The organism is Mesorhizobium sp. LjNodule214 (assembly GCF_964252735.1).
GTDB lineage: Bacteria > Pseudomonadota > Alphaproteobacteria > Rhizobiales > Rhizobiaceae > Mesorhizobium.
The window spans coordinates 44704-61726 of record NZ_CAXUPE020000008.1; the positions used below are offsets into that span (position 1 = coordinate 44704).

General features: G+C 63.8%; 19 protein-coding genes. 8 read left to right on the plus strand and 11 right to left on the minus strand.

What is annotated here, in order from left to right:
• Window positions 1-207 precede the first annotated feature (207 nt).
• Window positions 208-1137, minus strand: a complete 930-nt coding sequence (locus ACSQ3Z_RS36685; RefSeq protein WP_436175940.1) for a glutaminase — start codon at window positions 1135-1137, stop codon at window positions 208-210.
• Window positions 1138-1147: 10 nt separating this feature from the next.
• Window positions 1148-2296 carry a pyridoxal phosphate-dependent aminotransferase gene (locus ACSQ3Z_RS36690; protein WP_436175941.1) on the minus strand — a complete coding sequence of 383 codons (1149 nt, stop codon included), beginning with the start codon at window positions 2294-2296 and terminating at the stop codon, window positions 1148-1150.
• Window positions 2297-2468: 172 nt separating this feature from the next.
• On the opposite strand from ACSQ3Z_RS36690, the gene ACSQ3Z_RS36695 reads away from it, so the two are divergent.
• From ACSQ3Z_RS36695 to aat, 6 genes are all read left to right on the plus strand, one after another.
• Window positions 2469-3860 carry a M48 family metalloprotease gene (locus ACSQ3Z_RS36695; protein ID WP_436175942.1) on the plus strand — a complete coding sequence of 464 codons (1392 nt, stop codon included), beginning with the start codon at window positions 2469-2471 and terminating at the stop codon, window positions 3858-3860.
• Between the two features lie 58 nt (window positions 3861-3918).
• Window positions 3919-4722, plus strand: coding sequence for a DsbA family protein (locus ACSQ3Z_RS36700; RefSeq protein WP_436175999.1), 804 nt, complete (start codon window positions 3919-3921; stop codon window positions 4720-4722).
• A 136-nt stretch (window positions 4723-4858) separates the two neighbouring features.
• Window positions 4859-5293 (plus strand): type II 3-dehydroquinate dehydratase, encoded by a 435-nt coding sequence (aroQ, locus tag ACSQ3Z_RS36705; protein WP_404279272.1) that lies wholly within the window; start codon window positions 4859-4861, stop codon window positions 5291-5293.
• 26 nt (window positions 5294-5319) lie between these two features.
• Window positions 5320-5778: an acetyl-CoA carboxylase biotin carboxyl carrier protein gene (accB, locus tag ACSQ3Z_RS36710; RefSeq protein ID WP_436175943.1), complete on the plus strand. Its 459-nt coding sequence runs from the start codon at window positions 5320-5322 to the stop codon at window positions 5776-5778.
• A gap of 18 nt (window positions 5779-5796) precedes the next feature.
• Entirely contained in the window at window positions 5797-7155 is a 1359-nt protein-coding gene (gene accC / locus ACSQ3Z_RS36715) for an acetyl-CoA carboxylase biotin carboxylase subunit (protein ID WP_120015180.1), read from the plus strand.
• A gap of 14 nt (window positions 7156-7169) precedes the next feature.
• Window positions 7170-7787 carry a leucyl/phenylalanyl-tRNA--protein transferase gene (gene aat / locus ACSQ3Z_RS36720; protein WP_436175944.1) on the plus strand — a complete coding sequence of 206 codons (618 nt, stop codon included), beginning with the start codon at window positions 7170-7172 and terminating at the stop codon, window positions 7785-7787.
• 12 nt (window positions 7788-7799) lie between these two features.
• On the opposite strand, the gene ACSQ3Z_RS36725 is transcribed toward aat, so the two are convergent.
• The 3 genes from ACSQ3Z_RS36725 to ACSQ3Z_RS36735 all read right to left on the minus strand — a co-directional run bounded on the left by ACSQ3Z_RS36725 (window position 7800) and on the right by ACSQ3Z_RS36735 (window position 9321).
• Window positions 7800-8183: a hypothetical protein gene (locus tag ACSQ3Z_RS36725; protein WP_436175945.1), complete on the minus strand. Its 384-nt coding sequence runs from the start codon at window positions 8181-8183 to the stop codon at window positions 7800-7802.
• 79 nt (window positions 8184-8262) lie between these two features.
• A complete protein-coding gene (locus ACSQ3Z_RS36730) occupies window positions 8263-8799 on the minus strand; it encodes a DUF2155 domain-containing protein (RefSeq protein WP_436175946.1) in 537 nt (178 codons plus the stop codon).
• A gap of 123 nt (window positions 8800-8922) precedes the next feature.
• A complete protein-coding gene (locus ACSQ3Z_RS36735; protein ID WP_120015177.1) occupies window positions 8923-9321 on the minus strand; it encodes an NADH:ubiquinone oxidoreductase subunit NDUFA12 in 399 nt (132 codons plus the stop codon).
• A gap of 238 nt (window positions 9322-9559) precedes the next feature.
• Here ACSQ3Z_RS36735 and panB point away from each other — a divergent pair, with 238 nt between their 5' ends.
• Complete coding sequence (gene panB, locus ACSQ3Z_RS36740) at window positions 9560-10387, plus strand: 3-methyl-2-oxobutanoate hydroxymethyltransferase (protein ID WP_436175947.1); 828 nt, start codon at window positions 9560-9562, stop codon at window positions 10385-10387.
• On the plus strand, window positions 10384-11235 hold the full coding sequence (gene panC / locus ACSQ3Z_RS36745) for a pantoate--beta-alanine ligase (RefSeq protein ID WP_436175948.1): 852 nt from the start codon (window positions 10384-10386) through the stop codon (window positions 11233-11235). Before panB ends, panC begins: the two co-directional genes overlap by 4 nt.
• 91 nt (window positions 11236-11326) lie before the next feature.
• On the opposite strand, the gene ACSQ3Z_RS36750 is transcribed toward panC, so the two are convergent.
• The 6 genes from ACSQ3Z_RS36750 to ACSQ3Z_RS36775 all read right to left on the minus strand — a co-directional run bounded on the left by ACSQ3Z_RS36750 (window position 11327) and on the right by ACSQ3Z_RS36775 (window position 16965).
• On the minus strand, window positions 11327-11815 hold the full coding sequence (locus tag ACSQ3Z_RS36750; RefSeq protein ID WP_436175949.1) for an N-acetyltransferase family protein: 489 nt from the start codon (window positions 11813-11815) through the stop codon (window positions 11327-11329).
• A gap of 3 nt (window positions 11816-11818) precedes the next feature.
• Window positions 11819-13318, minus strand: coding sequence for an Asp-tRNA(Asn)/Glu-tRNA(Gln) amidotransferase subunit GatB (gene gatB / locus ACSQ3Z_RS36755; protein WP_436175950.1), 1500 nt, complete (start codon window positions 13316-13318; stop codon window positions 11819-11821).
• Window positions 13319-13502: 184 nt separating this feature from the next.
• Complete coding sequence (locus ACSQ3Z_RS36760) at window positions 13503-13934, minus strand: CBS domain-containing protein (protein WP_436175951.1); 432 nt, start codon at window positions 13932-13934, stop codon at window positions 13503-13505.
• Between the two features lie 101 nt (window positions 13935-14035).
• Window positions 14036-14782: a rhomboid family intramembrane serine protease gene (locus tag ACSQ3Z_RS36765; protein ID WP_436175952.1), complete on the minus strand. Its 747-nt coding sequence runs from the start codon at window positions 14780-14782 to the stop codon at window positions 14036-14038.
• Window positions 14783-15038: 256 nt separating this feature from the next.
• Complete coding sequence (locus ACSQ3Z_RS36770; RefSeq protein ID WP_436175953.1) at window positions 15039-15389, minus strand: hypothetical protein; 351 nt, start codon at window positions 15387-15389, stop codon at window positions 15039-15041.
• A 172-nt stretch (window positions 15390-15561) separates the two neighbouring features.
• Window positions 15562-16965 carry a S8 family peptidase gene (locus tag ACSQ3Z_RS36775; protein ID WP_436175954.1) on the minus strand — a complete coding sequence of 468 codons (1404 nt, stop codon included), beginning with the start codon at window positions 16963-16965 and terminating at the stop codon, window positions 15562-15564.
• Between the last annotated feature and the right edge of the window lie 58 nt (window positions 16966-17023).

A 17023-nucleotide genomic window follows, 5' to 3' on the forward strand; every position in this document is an offset into this window, starting at 1 on the left:
GCGGTGGCTTTCCGAGAACCGGAGCGGAGCGTACTCAAGTACGTGAGCCCGCGCATGACCCCGAAATCGAGATTGATTTCGGAAAGGATCATGCGCAAAATCAATGAACTACAGCGTCCTTTGCGCGCCCAAGAGGGCGCGCGGCGCTGTAGGCAAGCGCAGGAAGCCGCCATTAGCAGGCCGGCCTCACCTGAATATCAGTAAGTCCTAGGGCGCGAAGATCGACCAGTTCATGATCTTCGCCAGCCTTTCCAGCGCGATCGAGCCCAGCTTGGAATTGCCATTGGCGTTGAGCCCGGGCGACCAGACGGCGAGCGAGGCGACGCCCGGCACGATCCCCAATATGCCGCCGCCCACGCCGCTCTTGCCTGGAATGCCGACACGGAAGGCAAAGTCGCCGGAGCCGTCATAATGGCCGCAGGTCAGCATCATCGCGCCGATGCGGCGCGCCCGCTCGGCCGACACCACCGAATGTCCGGTCGCCGGGTTCTTGCCGCCATTGGCAAGGAAGCGCCCGGCCATCGCCAGTTGCCGGCAACTCATGGCGATGGCGCAATGGTGGAAATAGACGCCCAGCGCCAGTTCTGGCGCGTGATGAAGATTGCCGAAGGATTTCATGTAGTTGGCCAAGGCGAAGTTGCGATAGCCAGTGGCGCGCTCGGAGGCGGCGACCTCGCGGTCAATGATGATTGTCTCGTCATCGGCGAGGAACTGGATGAAGCGCAGGATCTCGCCGATCGCCTCGCGCGGCTGGTGACCGGCGAGCAGGATGTCGGAGACGACGATGGCGCCCGCATTGATGAACGGATTGCGCGGAATGCCGTTCTCATGCTCGAGTTGGACGATCGAATTGAACGGATTGCCCGACGGCTCGCGCCCGACACGCTGCCACAGCGCGTCGCCGACATTGCCGAGCGCCAGCGTCAGCGTGAACACCTTGGAAATGCTCTGGATGGAAAAAGCCTCGTCGGCATCGCCCGCCACGAGCACACGGCCGTCATTGGTGACAGCGGCAATGCCGAACTTCTTCGGGTCGACCTTGCTGAGCTGCGGGATATAGCTGGCGACATCGCCGCGATCCGTGCGCTCCGCCATTTCGGCGGCGACTTCCGCAAGCGCCTGTTCGAGTTCTGGCATGACGTCCCCGCTATTTCAGCCAGCGCTCGATACGCGCCATCGCCTCGACCATTTCGTCGTGACTACCGGCATAGGAAAAGCGCATGGTCCGGTGTCCAGCGAGCGGATCGAAGTCGCGGCCGGGCGTTGCCGCCACATGCGCCTCGGCCAGCATTTTCCGCGCGAAGGCCATGCTGTCGTTGGTATGCCTGGTGACATCGCAGAAGGCGTAGAAGGCGCCGTCCATGGGTGCCGCCAGCGGAAAACCGAGTTCCGGCAGGCGCTTCATCAGAAGCTCGCGGTTCCAGGCATAGCGCGCCTTCACCGCCTCCAGCTCCTGCGTCGCCTTGAACGCCTCGATGGCCGCGATCTGCGACAGCTCCGGCGGCGAGATGTAAAGGCTCTGGGCGATACGCTCGACCGGCCGCACCAGTTCTTCCGGCAGCACCATCCAGCCGATGCGCCAGCCGGTCATGCAATAGTATTTCGAAAACGAGTTTATGACCGTGACGCCCGAACCGTAGGCCAGCGCCGTCGTGTCGGGCGCCGCATAGGCCAGCCGGTGATAGATCTCGTCGGAAATCACCGCGATACCAAGCTCTTCGGCCGTTCTCACCAGCGCTGCCATCTCGTCGGCGGGAATGACCGCGCCGGTCGGATTGGCCGGGCTGGCGAAGAGCACTCCCTTCAGCGGCTTTTCCGCGTGCGCCATCTTCAGGTGCTCGGCATGCAGATAGGCGTCAGTGCCGAGCTCGATCTCGACGATTTCGATGCCGAGCGCGGCCATGATGTTGCGGTAAGCCGGATAGCCGGGCGCGGCGATGGCGACGCGGTCGCCCGGGTCGAACATCGCCAGGAAGGCCAGGTTGAAGGCGGCCGAGGATCCGGTGGTGACGGCGATGCGGCCGGGTGGGACATCGATCCCGTAATGGTCTGCGTAGTGCCCGGCGATCGCTTTGCGCAGGTCGGCAAGACCGAGCGCATCGGTGTAGCCGATGCGGCCGCGCTTCAGCGCGTTCGCTGCAGCTTCTCTTACCCCGACAGGCGCCGGGTCGGACGGCTGCCCGACGGCCATCGAAACCACCGGCACGCCTGTCGCCTTAAGCCGGTTGGCCTCGGCCAGAATGTCCATGGCATGGAACGGCTCGACCTCGCCGCGGCGCGAAAGTGAAACGACCATCTTCAAATCCATCACACCGGGATCGGTCCCGGTCAAAGCTGCTAGCCCTTTTGGCCGCACAAATGCCCGATTGGTGTGGGGATCACAAGCGCAGGAAGTTTTCGGTGCCGACTTTTCATCTTTCGCCCGCTCGTCTACCAGTGGACCTGTCATGTTGAGCCGAACCAGATCGATGTTTTCCAGACCTTCCATCGGGAGGACCACGCGCGCAGTCGCGACGCTTTTGCTTGCCGCCGCTGTCTTGGTCTCCGGCTCTGTCAGCGCCTTGGCGCAAAACGTACCGGTGGTGCGCGATGCCGAGATCGAGGCGCTGGTGCGCGACTATGCGCGGCCGATCTTCAAGGCGGCCGGTCTCGCCAATGACGGCGTCAATATCGTTCTGGTCAACGATCAGAGTTTCAACGCCTTCGTCACCGGGCGCCGGCTGTTCATAAATACCGGCGCGCTGATGATGGCCGAAACGCCCAACGAGATCATCGGCGTCATCGCCCATGAGGCCGGCCATATCGCCGGCGGCCACCAGCAGAAATTGCGCGAGCAGCTCGAGCGCGCCAAGACGATGGCGATCATCGCCACCCTGCTTGGCGCCGGCGCCATCGTGGCCGGCGCCACCACCAACAGCCGCGGCCTCGCCGGCGCCGGCATGGGTGTTGCCGCGGGCGGCGGCGAGATGGCGCAGCGCAGCATCCTCGCCTATCAGCGCACCGAAGAGACGACCGCCGACCGCTCGGCGATCACCTATCTCAACGCCACCGGCCAGTCCGGCATGGGCATGCTGAAGACCTTCGGCCGCTTCCAGAGCGCGCTGTCCCTGTCCGGCGCGCAAGTCGATCCCTACCGGATCAGCCATCCGATGCCGCAGGAGCGCATCGCCAATCTCGAAGTGCTGGTCAAGCAGAGCCCCTATGTCGACAAGGTCGATACGCCGGCGCTGCAGCAGCGCCACGACATGATGCGCGTCAAGATCGCCGCCTATATGGGCGGTCAGGCCGCCGCAACGCGGCTGATGCGCAAGAATCCGGGCAGTCTTGCCTCGCGCTATGGCGAGGCGCAGCTCGCCTATCTCTACGGCAATCTGGCCGCAAGCCTCGCCAAGACCAACGCGCTGATCAAGGAACAGCCGAAAAACCCCTATTTCCAGGAACTGCGCGGCGACATCCTGATGAAGGCGAACAAGCCGAAGGATGCAGCGGACGCCTACGCCAGGGCGGTCAGCCTCGATCCGGCGCGGTCCGGGCTGCTGCCGGTCTCCTATGGCCAGGCGTTGATGGCGGTCGGCACACCCGAATCGCTGAAGAAGGCGGTGGTGCAGATCAACAACGGCCTCGGGCGCGACAAGGAAAACGCCGAAGGGTATCGCTATCTGGCCCAGGCCTATGGCGAGCTCGGCAACATTCCGGCCGCCGAACTCGCGACCGCCGAAGGTCATTTCTATTCCGGCGACTACAGGAACGCGAAGATCTTCGCCATGCGCGCGCAGCAGAAATTGAAGCGCGGCGAGCCGGGCTGGCTTCGCGCTCAGGATATCATAAACTACACGCCATCAGGCAAAATCAAGAAGTGAACCTTCCGGCGGCATACTGCGACAAAAGCGGACGGAACAGGCAAGAGGATAAGGGATGATGAACAAGGCAATTCTGCTCGGCACGACGGGAGTGGCAGCCGCTCTCGCCATGCTGGCTTTCGGCTTCGTCGCCGGCAGCCCGCAGGCGGCCAAGGCCGATGCGGCGCAGGTCGTGCAGGTAGCGTCCTCGGACACCAAGATCGACCGGGCCGAGGTCGAGGGCATCATCCGCGACTATCTGCTGAAGAACCCTGAGGTTCTGCTCGAAGTGCAGGACGCGCTCGAAGCCAAGCAGAAGGAAGAACAGCGGATCGCCGCGCTCGGCGTCATCAAGAATGCCAAGGACGAGATCTTCAACTCCACCTTCGACGGCGTCGTCGGCAATCCGAACGGCAAGGTCACGATCGTCGAGTTCTACGATTACAATTGCGGCTTCTGCAAACGCGCCATCGACGACATGCAAGCGCTGACGAAAGCCGACCCGGACCTGCGCTTCGTGCTCAAGGAATTCCCGATCCTGGGTCCGGATTCGCAGAAGGCCAGCGTCGTCTCCATGGCCTTCCACCTGATGAAGCCGGAGAAGTACGGCGAATTCCACAACGCCCTGCTCGGCGGCCCGGGTCGCGCCACCGAGGCCGCGGCCATCAAGGTTGCGCTGTCGCTCGGTGCCGACGAGGCTGCGCTGCGCGAGAAGATGAAGGACCCGAGCATCCACGAGGCGATCTCCAAGACCTACGATCTCGCCACCAAGCTGGCGATCACCGGCACGCCTTCGTATGTGGTCGGCAACGAGGTTGTGTTCGGGGCACTCGGGCAGGACGTTCTGGCCGAAAAGATCGAGGCGGCGAAGGCCGCGCTCTGATCCATGGCGGCAGGCGGTTTCCCGCCTGCTGTGGACAGCAAAAGAACGCACTTGCGCTCTTTTCGCAGGCGTCTATGCCCATTATAGAGGGGCCCAGCGCGCCGGCTGAGGCCGGCGCCGGGAAAGGTCGGCATTCTTGAAAACGGTTTTCGTTCTGAACGGTCCCAATCTCAACGCGCTCGGCAAGCGCGAGCCGGGGATCTATGGCGGAAAGACGCTTGCCGCCATCGCCGACGACTGCAAGCAGGCCGGTGCAGCACTTGGGCTCGAGATCGATTTCCGTCAGTCGAACCATGAGGGCGACCTCGTCGACTGGATCCAGGAAGCTGGCGACAAGGCAGCCGGCATCGTCATCAATCCGGGCGCCTACAGCCATACCTCGATTGCCATCCACGACGCCATCCGCTCCATCGCGCCGCTGCCGGTCGCCGAAGTGCATCTTTCCAACATCCACGCGCGGGAACCGTTCCGCCACGTCTCCATGGTCTCGCCGGTCGCCGTCGGCATGATCTGCGGATTCGGGCCGCTCGGCTACACGCTCGCGCTGCAGGCGCTGGCGGCACGCCTGTGACCGGCCAACAAACAGAAGGCTCGAAAATGTCGATAAAGAAGACCGGTGTTGACCAGCAGCTGATCCGCGACCTGGCGGGCATACTGAACGACACCAACCTCACCGAGATCGAGGTCGAGCTGGGCGATCTGAAGGTGCGCGTGTCGCGGCAGGCACCCGCCGTCCATGCGATCGCTGCACCCCAGCCCAGCTATGCCCCGGCGGCAGCACAGCCGGCGGCCAGCGCCGCACCGGCTGCGGCCGAAATCTCCAAGAACGCTGTACCCTCTCCCATGGTCGGCACCGCCTACTTGGCGCCCTCGCCCGACGCCAAGGCGTTCATCGAGATCGGCCAGAAGGTCAAGGAAGGCCAGACGCTTTTGATCATCGAGGCGATGAAGACGATGAACCAGATCCCTTCGCCCCGCGCCGGCACGGTGACGGCGATCCTGTTCGAAGACGCCCAGCCGGTCGAATACGGCATGCCGCTCGTCGTGATCGAGTAGAGCCGGGAACAGCCAAAAATGTTCCAGAAGATCCTCATCGCCAATCGCGGCGAAATCGCCCTCCGGGTGCTGCGCGCCTGCAAGGAGCTCGGCATCCAGACGGTGGTGGTGCATTCGACCGCTGACGCCGACGCCATGCATGTCAGGCTCGCCGACGAGAGCGTCTGCATCGGCCCGCCGCCGTCGCGCGACAGCTATCTCAACATCCATCAGATCGTCGCCGCGTGCGAGATCACCGGCGCCGATGCGGTGCATCCGGGCTACGGCTTCCTGTCGGAGAACGCCAAGTTCGCCGACATACTCGCCGCCCACAACATCACCTTCATCGGCCCGTCGGGCGACCATATCCGCATCATGGGCGACAAGATCGAGGCCAAGCGCACCGCCAAGCGTCTCGGCATCCCGGTCGTGCCCGGCTCTGACGGCGCAGTCACGGAAGAGAAGGAAGCCAAGCGCATTGCCGCAGGGATCGGCTATCCCGTGATCATCAAGGCGTCGGCCGGCGGCGGCGGTCGCGGCATGAAGGTGGCGCGTACCGAGGCCGACCTGGAAGTTGCGCTGCAGACGGCGCGCTCGGAAGCCGGTGCTGCCTTCGGCGACGACGCCGTATACATCGAGAAATACCTGGAAAAGCCGCGCCATATCGAATTGCAGGTGTTCGGCGACGGCGCCGGCCGCGGCGTGCATTTCGGCGAGCGCGACTGTTCCTTGCAGCGCCGCCATCAGAAGGTCTGGGAAGAAGCCAATTCGCCGGCGCTCAATGCCGAGGAGCGCGCACGCATCGGCGGTATCTGCGCCAGCGCCGTCGCCGATCTCGGCTATTCCGGCGCCGGCACCATCGAATTCCTTTACGAGAACGGCGAGTTCTATTTCATCGAGATGAACACGCGCCTGCAGGTCGAGCATCCGGTGACCGAGGCGATTACCGGCATCGACCTCGTGCATGAGCAGATCCGCGTCGCCTCGGGCGGCGGGCTTTCGGTGCGCCAGGAGGACATCAAGTTCAACGGCCACGCCATCGAATGCCGCATCAATGCCGAGGACCCGCGCACCTTCACGCCCTCGCCCGGCACGATCACCCATTTCCACACGCCGGGCGGGCTCGGCATCCGTGTCGATTCCGGCGTCTACTCGGGCTACAAGATCCCGCCCTACTACGACAGCCTGATCGGCAAGCTGATCGTGCACGGCCGCAACCGCGTCGAATGCATGATGCGGCTGCGCCGCGCCCTCGACGAATTCGTCGTCGACGGCATCAAGACGACGCTGCCGCTGTTCCGCGACCTGGTCGGCAATGCCGACATCGCCAATGGCGACTACGACATCCACTGGCTGGAGAAATACCTGGCCAAGGGTGATGAGGTCGCGAACTCGTAAGCTATAATGCGGCGATGACCCGCCCTTACGCGCCCGGCTATCGCATCCCGACCGACCTTTTGCTGAAGGCCTATGCGTCCGGCGTGTTTCCGATGGCCGAAAGCGCCAGCGACCCCGAAGTGTTCTGGGTGCGGCCGGAGACACGTGGCATCATCCCGCTCGACGGCTTCCACACGCCGAAGAGCCTGAAGAAGACGATCCGCAAGCACCCGTTCGACATCCGCTTCGACTTCGATTTCGAGGCGACGATCGACGGCTGCGCGGAGAAGCGGGAGGAGCGCCGCTCGACCTGGATCAACGCGCCGATCCGCGAAGCCTATGTCGAACTGCATCGGCTGGGCCATTGCCATTCGGTTGAGGCATGGCGCGAGGAGCGGCTGGTCGGCGGCCTCTACGGCGTCTCGCTGGGCCGCGTGTTCTTCGGCGAGAGCATGTTCGCCAGGGAGACGGATGCGTCCAAGACCTGCCTTTTCTATCTCGTTGAGCGGTTGAAGGCGCGCGGTTTTGCGCTGCTTGATACGCAATTCACCACCGAACACCTCAAGCGCTTCGGCGCCGTTGACGTGCCGCGCGGCAAGTACGAAAAGATGCTGGCCGACGCGCTGAAGGGCGAGGCGACCTTTTTTCCGTGATGGGCTGTTTCGTCAGCCTTTCGCAGTCTCCATCGGCGTCTGCGAATGGAACATCATCTTCCAGCCATTGCTGCGATGCACGTAGCCGGTGCTGACCAAGGCCGCATAGGCTTCGCCGTTCTCTCTTGTGGCGTGGGCCTCATAGGTGAGCATGACGATGTCGCTGCCCGGTTCGACCATCCCCTTGACGTCGATGTCAAGATCGCGCCAGCGGTTTGGTTTGCTGGCGGTTTTGGCGAGATCGGCGTTGCTGATCGCCTGCGCCATCTCAGGAAAGGCGACGAGGCATTCGGCATCGGCATTGGCGGCATAGTAGGCCGCATCGCCGGTCCAAAACCCCTTCTCAAGGTCAAGCAATTCCTTCTTGTTGACCGTCATATGCTTGGTTGCTGACATCGCGGGATCCTCCATGCGCGTTCTTTGCCAACGTGTGGCGAGCGCAGCGGTTCCCAGAGATCAGTTAGGGTATTGGAGATCAGTTGGCGCTGTCGGTGCCCGACTCGGTCGTGGCCGGAGCAGCGGCGGCCTTGGGCTTGGACGTATCGACCTGTGGCGCACCGCTCTTGGCGGCGTCGGGTGGCGGTACGTCCGACTTCTGCTTGCAGGCTTTCAGCCAGACGTCATAGACGGCGTGCTCCACGGCGTTCAGGCCGGGGCTTTCGGCGAACATCCAGCCGGTGAAGATACGGCGGATCTTGCGGTCGAGCGTGATCTCGTCGACCTCGACGAAGGAATCGGTCTTCGGCTCTTCGGTCTCCGGCTGCGAATAGCAGATGCGCGGCGTCACCTGCAGTGCGCCGAACTGCACCGTCTCGTCGATATAGACATCGAAAGTGATGATGCGGCCGGTGATCTTGTCGATGCCGGCGAATTCGGCGACGGGATTGGTGATGCGCTCGGCCACCGCAGGCGCTGCCGGCGCTGCCGGCGTCTGCGCCGAGGCAAACGTCGTGCTGGCGGCAAGAGCGGCCGCCGCCAGTCCGGCCATCGAGATTCGGCTGAAGATGCTCATGCAGGGATACCGGTGGTTGCGCCCGGGTGATTCTCAATCGCCAAGGCTAGTCGCCGTTTTCAGATCAGCAAGCAGCTAAACGTCAATTGTGGCGACAAAGGACCGAGCGGCGGTGATGGCCGATTACGAACCGGGCGTCCAGGCGTCGTAGTCGCCGGTCACTTGCGGGCGATGCTGATTGGTCAGCACCGAACCCTTCGGCCTGTAGGCCGCGGCACTGCCGGTGAGGTTCGGCTGATGCGGTTTCTGCCACTCGCGCGGCCGGTAGTCTTCGCTCGGCGGCGCGGTATCGACGCGGTGATGGATCCAGCCGTGCCAGCCCGGCGGGATGGCCGAAGCTTCCGAATAGTCGCGGTAGATGACCCAGCGGCGGGTGCGGCCTTCCGAATCGACACCGCCCTCGTAATAAACGTTGCCGGCCTCGTCCTGTCCGACCTGCTTGCCGTGACGCCAGGTGTGGAAACGGGTTCCGAGCGTCTGGCTGTTCCACCAGGTGAAAAACTGCAGAAGGAAAGTTTTCATCCAGATCCTCGCGGCGGCAGCGGCGGCGCCTGTTTCCTGCTTATGGCGTCCGGCCTTCGCGAAGGCAAGGGTTTTGCGGCGCGCGCGACGCAAATGGTCCGTGCGCTAAATCGATGCAGCCGAACGGTTGGCGGAAGCCCGGCTTGCCAAGCACCGCTTGTCTTTCTAAAGCTCGGCTCGCCCGGCAGCGGGCGGCCGGCCCGGTGCCGGCTGAGGGAGGTGAGGATTGGCCCCAGAAATGTCCGCCGATGTCCGGATCGGCCCTGACGACATTCGCCGCCGCAAGGGCGGCGTGCCGATCGTCTGCCTGACCGCCTATACCTACCCCGTCGCCCGCCTGCTCGACGACCATGTCGACCTGCTCCTGGTCGGCGACAGCGTCGCCATGGTGCTGCATGGCCACAAAACCACGCTCGGCGCTTCGCTGGAGATGATGATCGCCCATGGACAAGCCGTGATGCGCGGCTCGGCCAAAGCCTGCGTGGTCGTCGACATGCCGGCCGGCAGCTATGAGACCTCCGCCGCGCAGGCCTTGGCCTCGGCACGACAGGTCGTCGACGAGACCGGCTGCCAGGCGGTCAAGCTGGAAGGTGGCACCGATATCGCCGAACAGATCGCGGCAATTGTCGCGGCCGGCATTCCTGTCATGGGCCATATCGGCCTGCAGCCGCAATCGGTGGAAAAGGACGGCGGCTACAAGATCAAGGGCCGGACCGAGGAGAATGTGACGGCCCTGTTTCGCGACGCCGAGGCGGTGGAGAAAGCGGGGGCCTTTTCTGTTGTCATCGAGGGCACGGTCGAGACCGTCGCCGCCGAACTCACGCGGCGCCTCTCCATTCCAACCATCGGCATCGGCGCCAGCGCCGACTGCGACGGCCAGATCCTGGTCATCGACGACATGGTCGGCCTGACCGTCGACCGCGTGCCGAAATTCGTCAAGGAATATGCCGCGCTGCGCGGTGTCGTCTCCGATGCGGCGGCACGCTATGCCGCCGAGGTGCGCAGCCGCGCATTTCCCGGCCCGGATCACGTTTTCCCCGCCACGTCAGGCAAGGACAAGGCATGAGCCGGCCGATCGTCACCGACAGCGTCGCCGCCCTGCGCGCGCAAATCCGCGCCTGGCGACAGGGCGGCCTGCGCATCGCCATGGTGCCGACCATGGGCGCGCTGCATGAGGGCCACATATCGCTGGTCAGGATCGCGCTCGAAAAGGCCGATCGCTGCCTCGTCTCGATCTTCGTCAATCCGACCCAGTTCGCCCCCACCGAAGACCTCGACAAATACCCGCGCCAGTTGGCCCGCGATCTCGAGCGGCTGGCCGAAGCCGGCGCGCATGTGGCATTTGCGCCGACTGTGTCGGAGATGTACCCGGCCGGCTTCGCCACAAAAATCTCGGTCGGCGGCCCCTCTTCCGGTCTTGAATCGGATTTCAGGCCGACCTTCTTCGACGGCGTCGCCACGGTCGTGGCCAAGCTCTTTCTGCAGGCGCTGCCCGACTATGCGATCTTCGGCGAAAAGGACTACCAGCAGCTTTGCGTCGTCAGGCAGCTTTGCCGCGACCTCGACCTGCCGGTCGAAATCATCGGCGCGCCGACCGTGCGCGACGCGTACGGCCTCGCCATGTCGTCGCGCAACGCCTATCTCGGCGAAGCCGAACTCGAGGTAGCGCGAAAACTCAACGCCATCCTTCGCCGGACAGCGACAGCGCTCGCGGCCGGCGTCGATGAAGCCGGCGCGACCGACGAGGCCGGGCGTGCCCTTGTCGAAGCGGGCTTCCAGCGGGTCGACTATGTCGCCGCACGCGAAAGCCTGACGTTGGCCCCCTGGAGGCGCGGCCGCAACGGCCGCCTGCTCGCCGCCGCCTGGCTCGGCAAGACCAGACTGATCGACAATGTGGAGATTCCCGCCGGTTAGTTCAGAGAGCCCTCGCAAACCAAGGCTTTTGCGGCCGGCCCTGCACCCTTGCGAGCGCCTTATTCCTCGCTCCGCATGTGCTGCAGGCCGCCTATCCGATCGTCTTCTCGAAGATCAATGCCGGCAACCCTGAACCGCCGCCGCAGTCGGCGGTTTTGCCGGCGGGCGAAAACCCCTGCGCGCGGTAGAAGCCGATCGCCGCTGTGTTTGCTTCCTCCACGTCGAGGCGCAGCGTATGCGCTTCGGGAAAGCTGACCTCGACCTCTTCCAACAATGCCTGGCCGATGCCTTGCCGCTGGCACGATGGATGCACGTAGAGCTGGTTCAGCAGGATGATCTTCGGGTCCGTGGTCGCAGCGGCAAAGGCCATGCCACCGAGACGCTTGCCGTCATCGGCCACCAGGAATTCGGAATTCGGCCGCGTCAGCCGCGTCTTCAGCGAGGCGATCGAGTGCCAGTCATCGGTGATTTCTGTGACCCGCTCGATGCCATAGATGGCGTCGTAGGTGGCGTGCCAGGTCTCGACCAGCAAGGCCCGCACCGCGGCAAGATCGCGCTCGCTGGCGGTACGGATGAACATTGCCTATTCGATGCCGAGCTTGGCCTTGACGAGGTCGTTGACCGCCTGCGGATTGGCCTTGCCGCCGGTCGCCTTCATCACCTGGCCGACGAACCAGCCGGCCATGGTCGGCTTGGCGCGCGCCTGCTCGACCTTGTCCGGATTGGCGGCGATGACGTCATCCACCGCCTTCTCGATGGCGCCGGTGTCGGTGACCTGTTTCATGCCGCGGCTTTCGACCAGCTGGCGCGGATCGCCGCCCTCGTTCCAGACGATCTCGAACAGGTCCTTGGCGATCTTGCCGGAGATGGTGCCTTCCTTGATCAGGTCGATGACAGCGCCCAGCTGCTCAGGCGAAACCGGAGCATTTTCAATATCTTTTCCGGCCTTGTTGAGGGCGCCGAGCAGGTCGTTGATGACCCAGTTGGCGGCGAGCTTGCCGTCGCGCCCCGAGGCCACCTTCTCGAAATAGTCGGCAATCGGCTTTTCCGATACCAGGATCGAGGCGTCGTAGGTCGAGAGCCCCAGCAAGGCGATCAGCCGCGCCTTCTTGTCGTCGGGCAGTTCCGGCAGGTCTTTCGCCAAGGCGTCGACATAGGCCTGGTCGAACTCCAGCGGCAGCAGGTCGGGATCCGGGAAATAGCGATAGTCATGCGCTTCTTCCTTGGAGCGCATCGAGCGCGTCTCGCCCTTGTTGGGGTCGAACAGCCGCGTTTCCTGGTCGATCTTGCCGCCATCCTCGAGGATGGCGATCTGGCGGCGTGCTTCGTACTCGATGGCCTGGCCGATGAAGCGGATCGAGTTGACGTTCTTGATCTCGCAGCGTGTGCCGAATTCGCCGCCCGGCTTGCGCACCGAGACGTTGACGTCGGCGCGCATCGAACCCTCATCCATGTTGCCGTCGCAGGTGCCGAGATAACGCACGATAGTGCGCAGTTTGGTAACATAGGCCTTGGCCTCGTCGGCCGAGCGCATGTCGGGCTTGGAGACGATCTCCATCAGCGCCACGCCCGAGCGGTTCAGGTCGACATAGGACATGGTCGGATGCTGGTCGTGCATCGACTTGCCGGCATCCTGCTCCAGATGAAGCCGCTCGATGCCGACCTCGATGTCCTCGAACTCGCCCTGCCTGTCCGGACCGACCGAGACGATGACCTTGCCCTCGCCGACGATCGGCTGCTTGAACTGCGATATCTGGTAGCCCTGCGGCAGGTCCGGGTAGAAATAATTCTTCCGGTCGAAGACCGACTTGTGGTTGATCTCGGCCTTGAGGCCCAGGCCGGTGCGGATCGCCTGCTTGACGCATTCCTCGTTGATGACCGGCAGCATGCCCGGCATCGCCGCATCGACCAGGCTGACATTGGCGTTGGGCGCGGCGCCGAACGCCGTCGAGGCGCCGGAAAACAGCTTTGCTTCCGAGGTCACCTGCGCGTGCACCTCGAGGCCGATGATGATTTCCCAGTCGCCGGTGGCGCCGGAGATCAAGCGTTTGGCGTCGGGCGTGCGGGTGTCGATGATGGTCATGGGAGCCTGCGAATTTCGATGACTGAACTCACGTTTGAACGTGAGTTTCACGTCGGGCGTGAAAGTCATTCGCTAGTGCAAACCGCCAAAAGAGACAAGCGCAAAGCCGCGCACTGGCGTTTTCCGCCTTCCCGGCCGAGCAGCAAGGTCCGCCGGCCGGCATCGGCCGGCGGTCCTTCACCGCTCAGGCGGTGGCGATATAGGCCCTGATTTCTTCGGCCTCGCGCTCGACATCCTCGATGCGCCGCTTGACCACGTCGCCGATCGACACGATGCCGTAGAGCAGGCCGTCTCTTTCCACCGGCAGATGGCGGAAGCGGCCCTTGGTCATGATTTCCATGACCTCGTTGACCGTGTGGTTCTCGTTGCAGATCTTCACCTTGGGCGTCATCGCCGAGCGCACCGGGATATCGAGTGCTGCCGCTCCTTCCCTGGCGATCACCCGTACGATGTCGCGTTCGGAAAGAATGCCGACGATCTTGTGATCGCCATTGGTGATGACCAGCGCGCCAATCCTGTGTTCGGTCAGGATGCGAATAGCTTCGCTCAGCTTTTCGTTCGGCCCGAGCGTCAACACGTCATGGCCTTTCTTCTCGAGAATTGCCTTAACAGTCATGGCGTCCTCCTCAGCTTTTGCTTGCCGGTTCCTGCCCTGACCGGCATTCACGTTCCGGTGAACATCGTGCGCCGTGATTGGTTGCATTTCAAGTGCGGCGGTCATTGCTCGTCTGCGTGGACGTCCTGCTGGCGCCGATCGAAAAGGCGCACGCCGAAGAAGCCGGCGACAAAGCCGCCAATATGGGCTTCCCAGGCGATCTGGCTGTCAACGCCGGGCGCAAAGCCGATAAGGCCGGTGACGAGATTGATCACCATCCAGACGCCGAGAAAGGTCATGACACCGCGCGAGCGCAGCACGTCCGCGATCGGCAGCGGCGCACCGGCAAAGGCGGCCTTGCCCGACGAGCGGTCGATGCGGAAGCCAAAGCGCGCCGCCGCCCCCATCATGCCCGAAATGGCGCCCGAAGCTCCGACCAGAGGCGCCTGGCCGAGCGGATGCACGGCCCAGAACAGCCCCACCGCCGCCAACCCGGTCGCGGCGAAGAACAGCGAAAACCAGAACGTGCCGAAACGGTTCGCCAGCGGCGAGCCGAAAGCCGCGAGCCACACCATGTTGATGGCCAGATGCGCGAAGCCGCCATGCAGGAAGGCATAGGTGAAAGGGCTGGTGAATGCATAGACATCGAGATCGAACTGGCCGGAATATCGGATCGGCACAAAGGCGGTCCGCACCAGCAGGGCAAAATCCTGGTCGTCGGTGAGCCCGTAGACGCGGATCAGATGGACGGCGACGCAGACGCCGATCACCGCCAGCACCACCGGCGGCAGGTTGAACACCGGCTCGCGGCGCGGCTCCGGGGCCTCGTCCTGCTGTTCGGTTTCGGAAGGACTTGCCGGTTCGCTCATTCACATCTGTTCCAGGGATTCGGATGTAGAGCATTTAGAGCAAAGCGGGTCTGAGCGGGAATTTTTCTCTCCGCCCCGCCGGACGAGCGCTCTCCCTGGCGAGTGCCACGGGAACCCCACTTGGCCATATGGCCGCGGGCAAACTTGTTTTCACGGCAGGCTTGAGCGCCGCCAGGTTGCTCGATTGGCGACTACATTGGCGCGATTTCGCCGCGTGTTCAAAGAGGCTGCTTTTCAAAAGAGGCTGCTTGGCGCCCTAGCGCAACTCCCGCTTGACCGGTTTCGGCAAGATGTCGTCGACGACGTTCGGCAATACGGTCTTGACCTCGGCGCTCTCGAGCATGGCGCCTATGGCGTCGGGATCTCCGCTCACGGATGCGGAGTTGGCCGAAGGGCGGACCTTTCCCAGTGTCACCGCGCCAGGCTTTCCCACGCTTTTTTCGGCCTGCTCGATCACGCGCGAAACGGTCTCCGGCAATGCTGCGCCGGCGACGTCGTCGTTGAAGAAAACCTGCGCACTCACCGGCTTGCCGGAGCGCGCCTGACGTTGCAGCTCGACTTTGATCGCCGCCGGGCTCCATTCCTGAGATGTCTTTTCATCGGCCATCTTGCCAGCCTCCGGTTTCCCTGCAGCAATATATAGGCTCGATTTTGCGAATGACAGGCGGCAGGGTTCGGCTCTGACGGCCATGGGTCCGAAATTCGCAGCCCTTTCGGGATGATGCGAATTTCGGACTACCACACTGCAGCACCGCGCATCATTTGGGACGCGCAAAGGTCTAGATTCTGGCGGCAGCAACTTTCTTGCCGGTCGATTTGGTCGCGTGTCTGGTGACCGGCTTTGCTTTCGAGGCCTTCCGCCGCGAAGCCACGACCACGGGACCAGCCACTGGCAAAGGCGAACCCGTCAGCAACTGGAAGGCGCGCCGCAAGTCGGGCAGCCCTCGGTTGCCGCGTGCCTTCAGCATGCCCGCCGGCAATGTGCAGGAGCCGATGATCGCCTGCTCGATCTGGTCGATGCTCGCTGCCGGCTTTGCCTGCTTGAGCAGCACCGCCAGCCCCGCGACATGCGGCGTCGCCATGGACGTGCCGTCCATTTCGGCAAACTTTCCGCCTGGGATGCAGGACAGGATCCCGACCCCAGGCGCCACCAGATCGGGCACCAGCGGATCCGCCGGCCGGTCGAATTTCTGACTGCTCGAGAACGACGCCACCGCGTCCGCCTGATCCATCGCCCCGACGGAAAGGACATTGTCATAATTGCCCGGGGAACGGCTGGTCAGCGGCCCTTCATTGCCAACCGCGAAAACCGGCAGCACGCCGGCAGCACGCAGCGCATTGATGATCTGCTGGAATGCGGGCGTAAAGCCCCGCAAGCCCAGCGACATGCTGAGAATGGGACACTTCTTTTCGATGATCCAATCCATCCCGGACAAGATCCGATCGATCACCTGGCCGCCTTCGATCACCATGGCGCTGGCGATCTGCGCTCCCGGCGCGACGCCGAAGGCACCCTTGTCTCCCGCCCGTCCGACGATGGTGCCGGCCGTGTGGGTGCCGTGCTCGTCGCTGTCATGCGGCTTGGCGTCGGGGACCTTGTCGCCTGCCAGGTCGAACTCGGCGAAATCGAAGATGGCCCCCTTGAGCGACGGATGGTCGCCGTCGATGCCCGTATCGAGATGGCCAACGACGACACCCTTGCCGTCGAACCCTGCATTCCACATATCCTCCACGCCCAGCCGGCGCAGCCCCCAGCTCATCGTTTTCCTGGGCCGTGCCGCCCTGATGCTCGTCGGCCGGATAAGGCTCAGTTCCGGCGCCTTGACGATGCTCCCCGCAGTCGGGCTCGTCTCCAGGGCAGCCATGCCGGCTGCATCGACAAAGCCCGTGGCGAGGCCCAGATGAGGATAGACGCGCATGCGGCGCGTGGCCGGATCCACGGCCCGCCGGAAACTGCGGCTGGCGGAAGCCCGCGCGTCGAGCGCCAGGCTTTCCTGCTGTGCTTCGCTGGGGACGATGAAGTGATCCTGCAACTGCGCTTCGGCGGCGCGAGACGTCGAGCTGTCGACGCCCCCTTGCGCCGCTGCGGCAAGACCGGCCCCGAGCCCAACCGGGGTCAGCGTTACGATGACCTTCGCGTAGCCGACCGACGCGATGGTTTCTGCGATGTCCTGGTTGGCCATGATGTCCTCCCGTCTATGGTTCAAGCTGCGTTGCACTGCTGCCATGCGCCGACGCCAT

Excerpts from the sequence above, each read along its gene's own strand:
- ACSQ3Z_RS36685 (WP_436175940.1), bottom strand. The coding sequence starts at position 1,137 with ATGCCAGAACTCGAACAGGCGCTTGCGGAAGTCGCCGCCGAAATGGCG.
- ACSQ3Z_RS36690 (WP_436175941.1), bottom strand. The coding sequence starts at position 2,296 with ATGGTCGTTTCACTTTCGCGCCGCGGCGAGGTCGAGCCGTTCCATGCC.
- ACSQ3Z_RS36695 (WP_436175942.1), top strand. The coding sequence starts at position 2,469 with ATGTTTTCCAGACCTTCCATCGGGAGGACCACGCGCGCAGTCGCGACG.
- ACSQ3Z_RS36700 (WP_436175999.1), top strand. The coding sequence starts at position 3,919 with ATGAACAAGGCAATTCTGCTCGGCACGACGGGAGTGGCAGCCGCTCTC.
- accB (WP_436175943.1), top strand. The coding sequence starts at position 5,320 with ATGTCGATAAAGAAGACCGGTGTTGACCAGCAGCTGATCCGCGACCTG.
- accC (WP_120015180.1), top strand. The coding sequence starts at position 5,797 with ATGTTCCAGAAGATCCTCATCGCCAATCGCGGCGAAATCGCCCTCCGG.
- aat (WP_436175944.1), top strand. The coding sequence starts at position 7,170 with ATGACCCGCCCTTACGCGCCCGGCTATCGCATCCCGACCGACCTTTTG.
- ACSQ3Z_RS36725 (WP_436175945.1), bottom strand. The coding sequence starts at position 8,183 with ATGTCAGCAACCAAGCATATGACGGTCAACAAGAAGGAATTGCTTGAC.
- ACSQ3Z_RS36730 (WP_436175946.1), bottom strand. The coding sequence starts at position 8,799 with ATGAGCATCTTCAGCCGAATCTCGATGGCCGGACTGGCGGCGGCCGCT.
- ACSQ3Z_RS36735 (WP_120015177.1), bottom strand. The coding sequence starts at position 9,321 with ATGAAAACTTTCCTTCTGCAGTTTTTCACCTGGTGGAACAGCCAGACG.
- panB (WP_436175947.1), top strand. The coding sequence starts at position 9,560 with ATGTCCGCCGATGTCCGGATCGGCCCTGACGACATTCGCCGCCGCAAG.
- panC (WP_436175948.1), top strand. The coding sequence starts at position 10,384 with ATGAGCCGGCCGATCGTCACCGACAGCGTCGCCGCCCTGCGCGCGCAA.
- ACSQ3Z_RS36750 (WP_436175949.1), bottom strand. The coding sequence starts at position 11,815 with ATGTTCATCCGTACCGCCAGCGAGCGCGATCTTGCCGCGGTGCGGGCC.
- gatB (WP_436175950.1), bottom strand. The coding sequence starts at position 13,318 with ATGACCATCATCGACACCCGCACGCCCGACGCCAAACGCTTGATCTCC.
- ACSQ3Z_RS36760 (WP_436175951.1), bottom strand. The coding sequence starts at position 13,934 with ATGACTGTTAAGGCAATTCTCGAGAAGAAAGGCCATGACGTGTTGACG.
- ACSQ3Z_RS36765 (WP_436175952.1), bottom strand. The coding sequence starts at position 14,782 with ATGAGCGAACCGGCAAGTCCTTCCGAAACCGAACAGCAGGACGAGGCC.
- ACSQ3Z_RS36770 (WP_436175953.1), bottom strand. The coding sequence starts at position 15,389 with ATGGCCGATGAAAAGACATCTCAGGAATGGAGCCCGGCGGCGATCAAA.
- ACSQ3Z_RS36775 (WP_436175954.1), bottom strand. The coding sequence starts at position 16,965 with ATGGCCAACCAGGACATCGCAGAAACCATCGCGTCGGTCGGCTACGCG.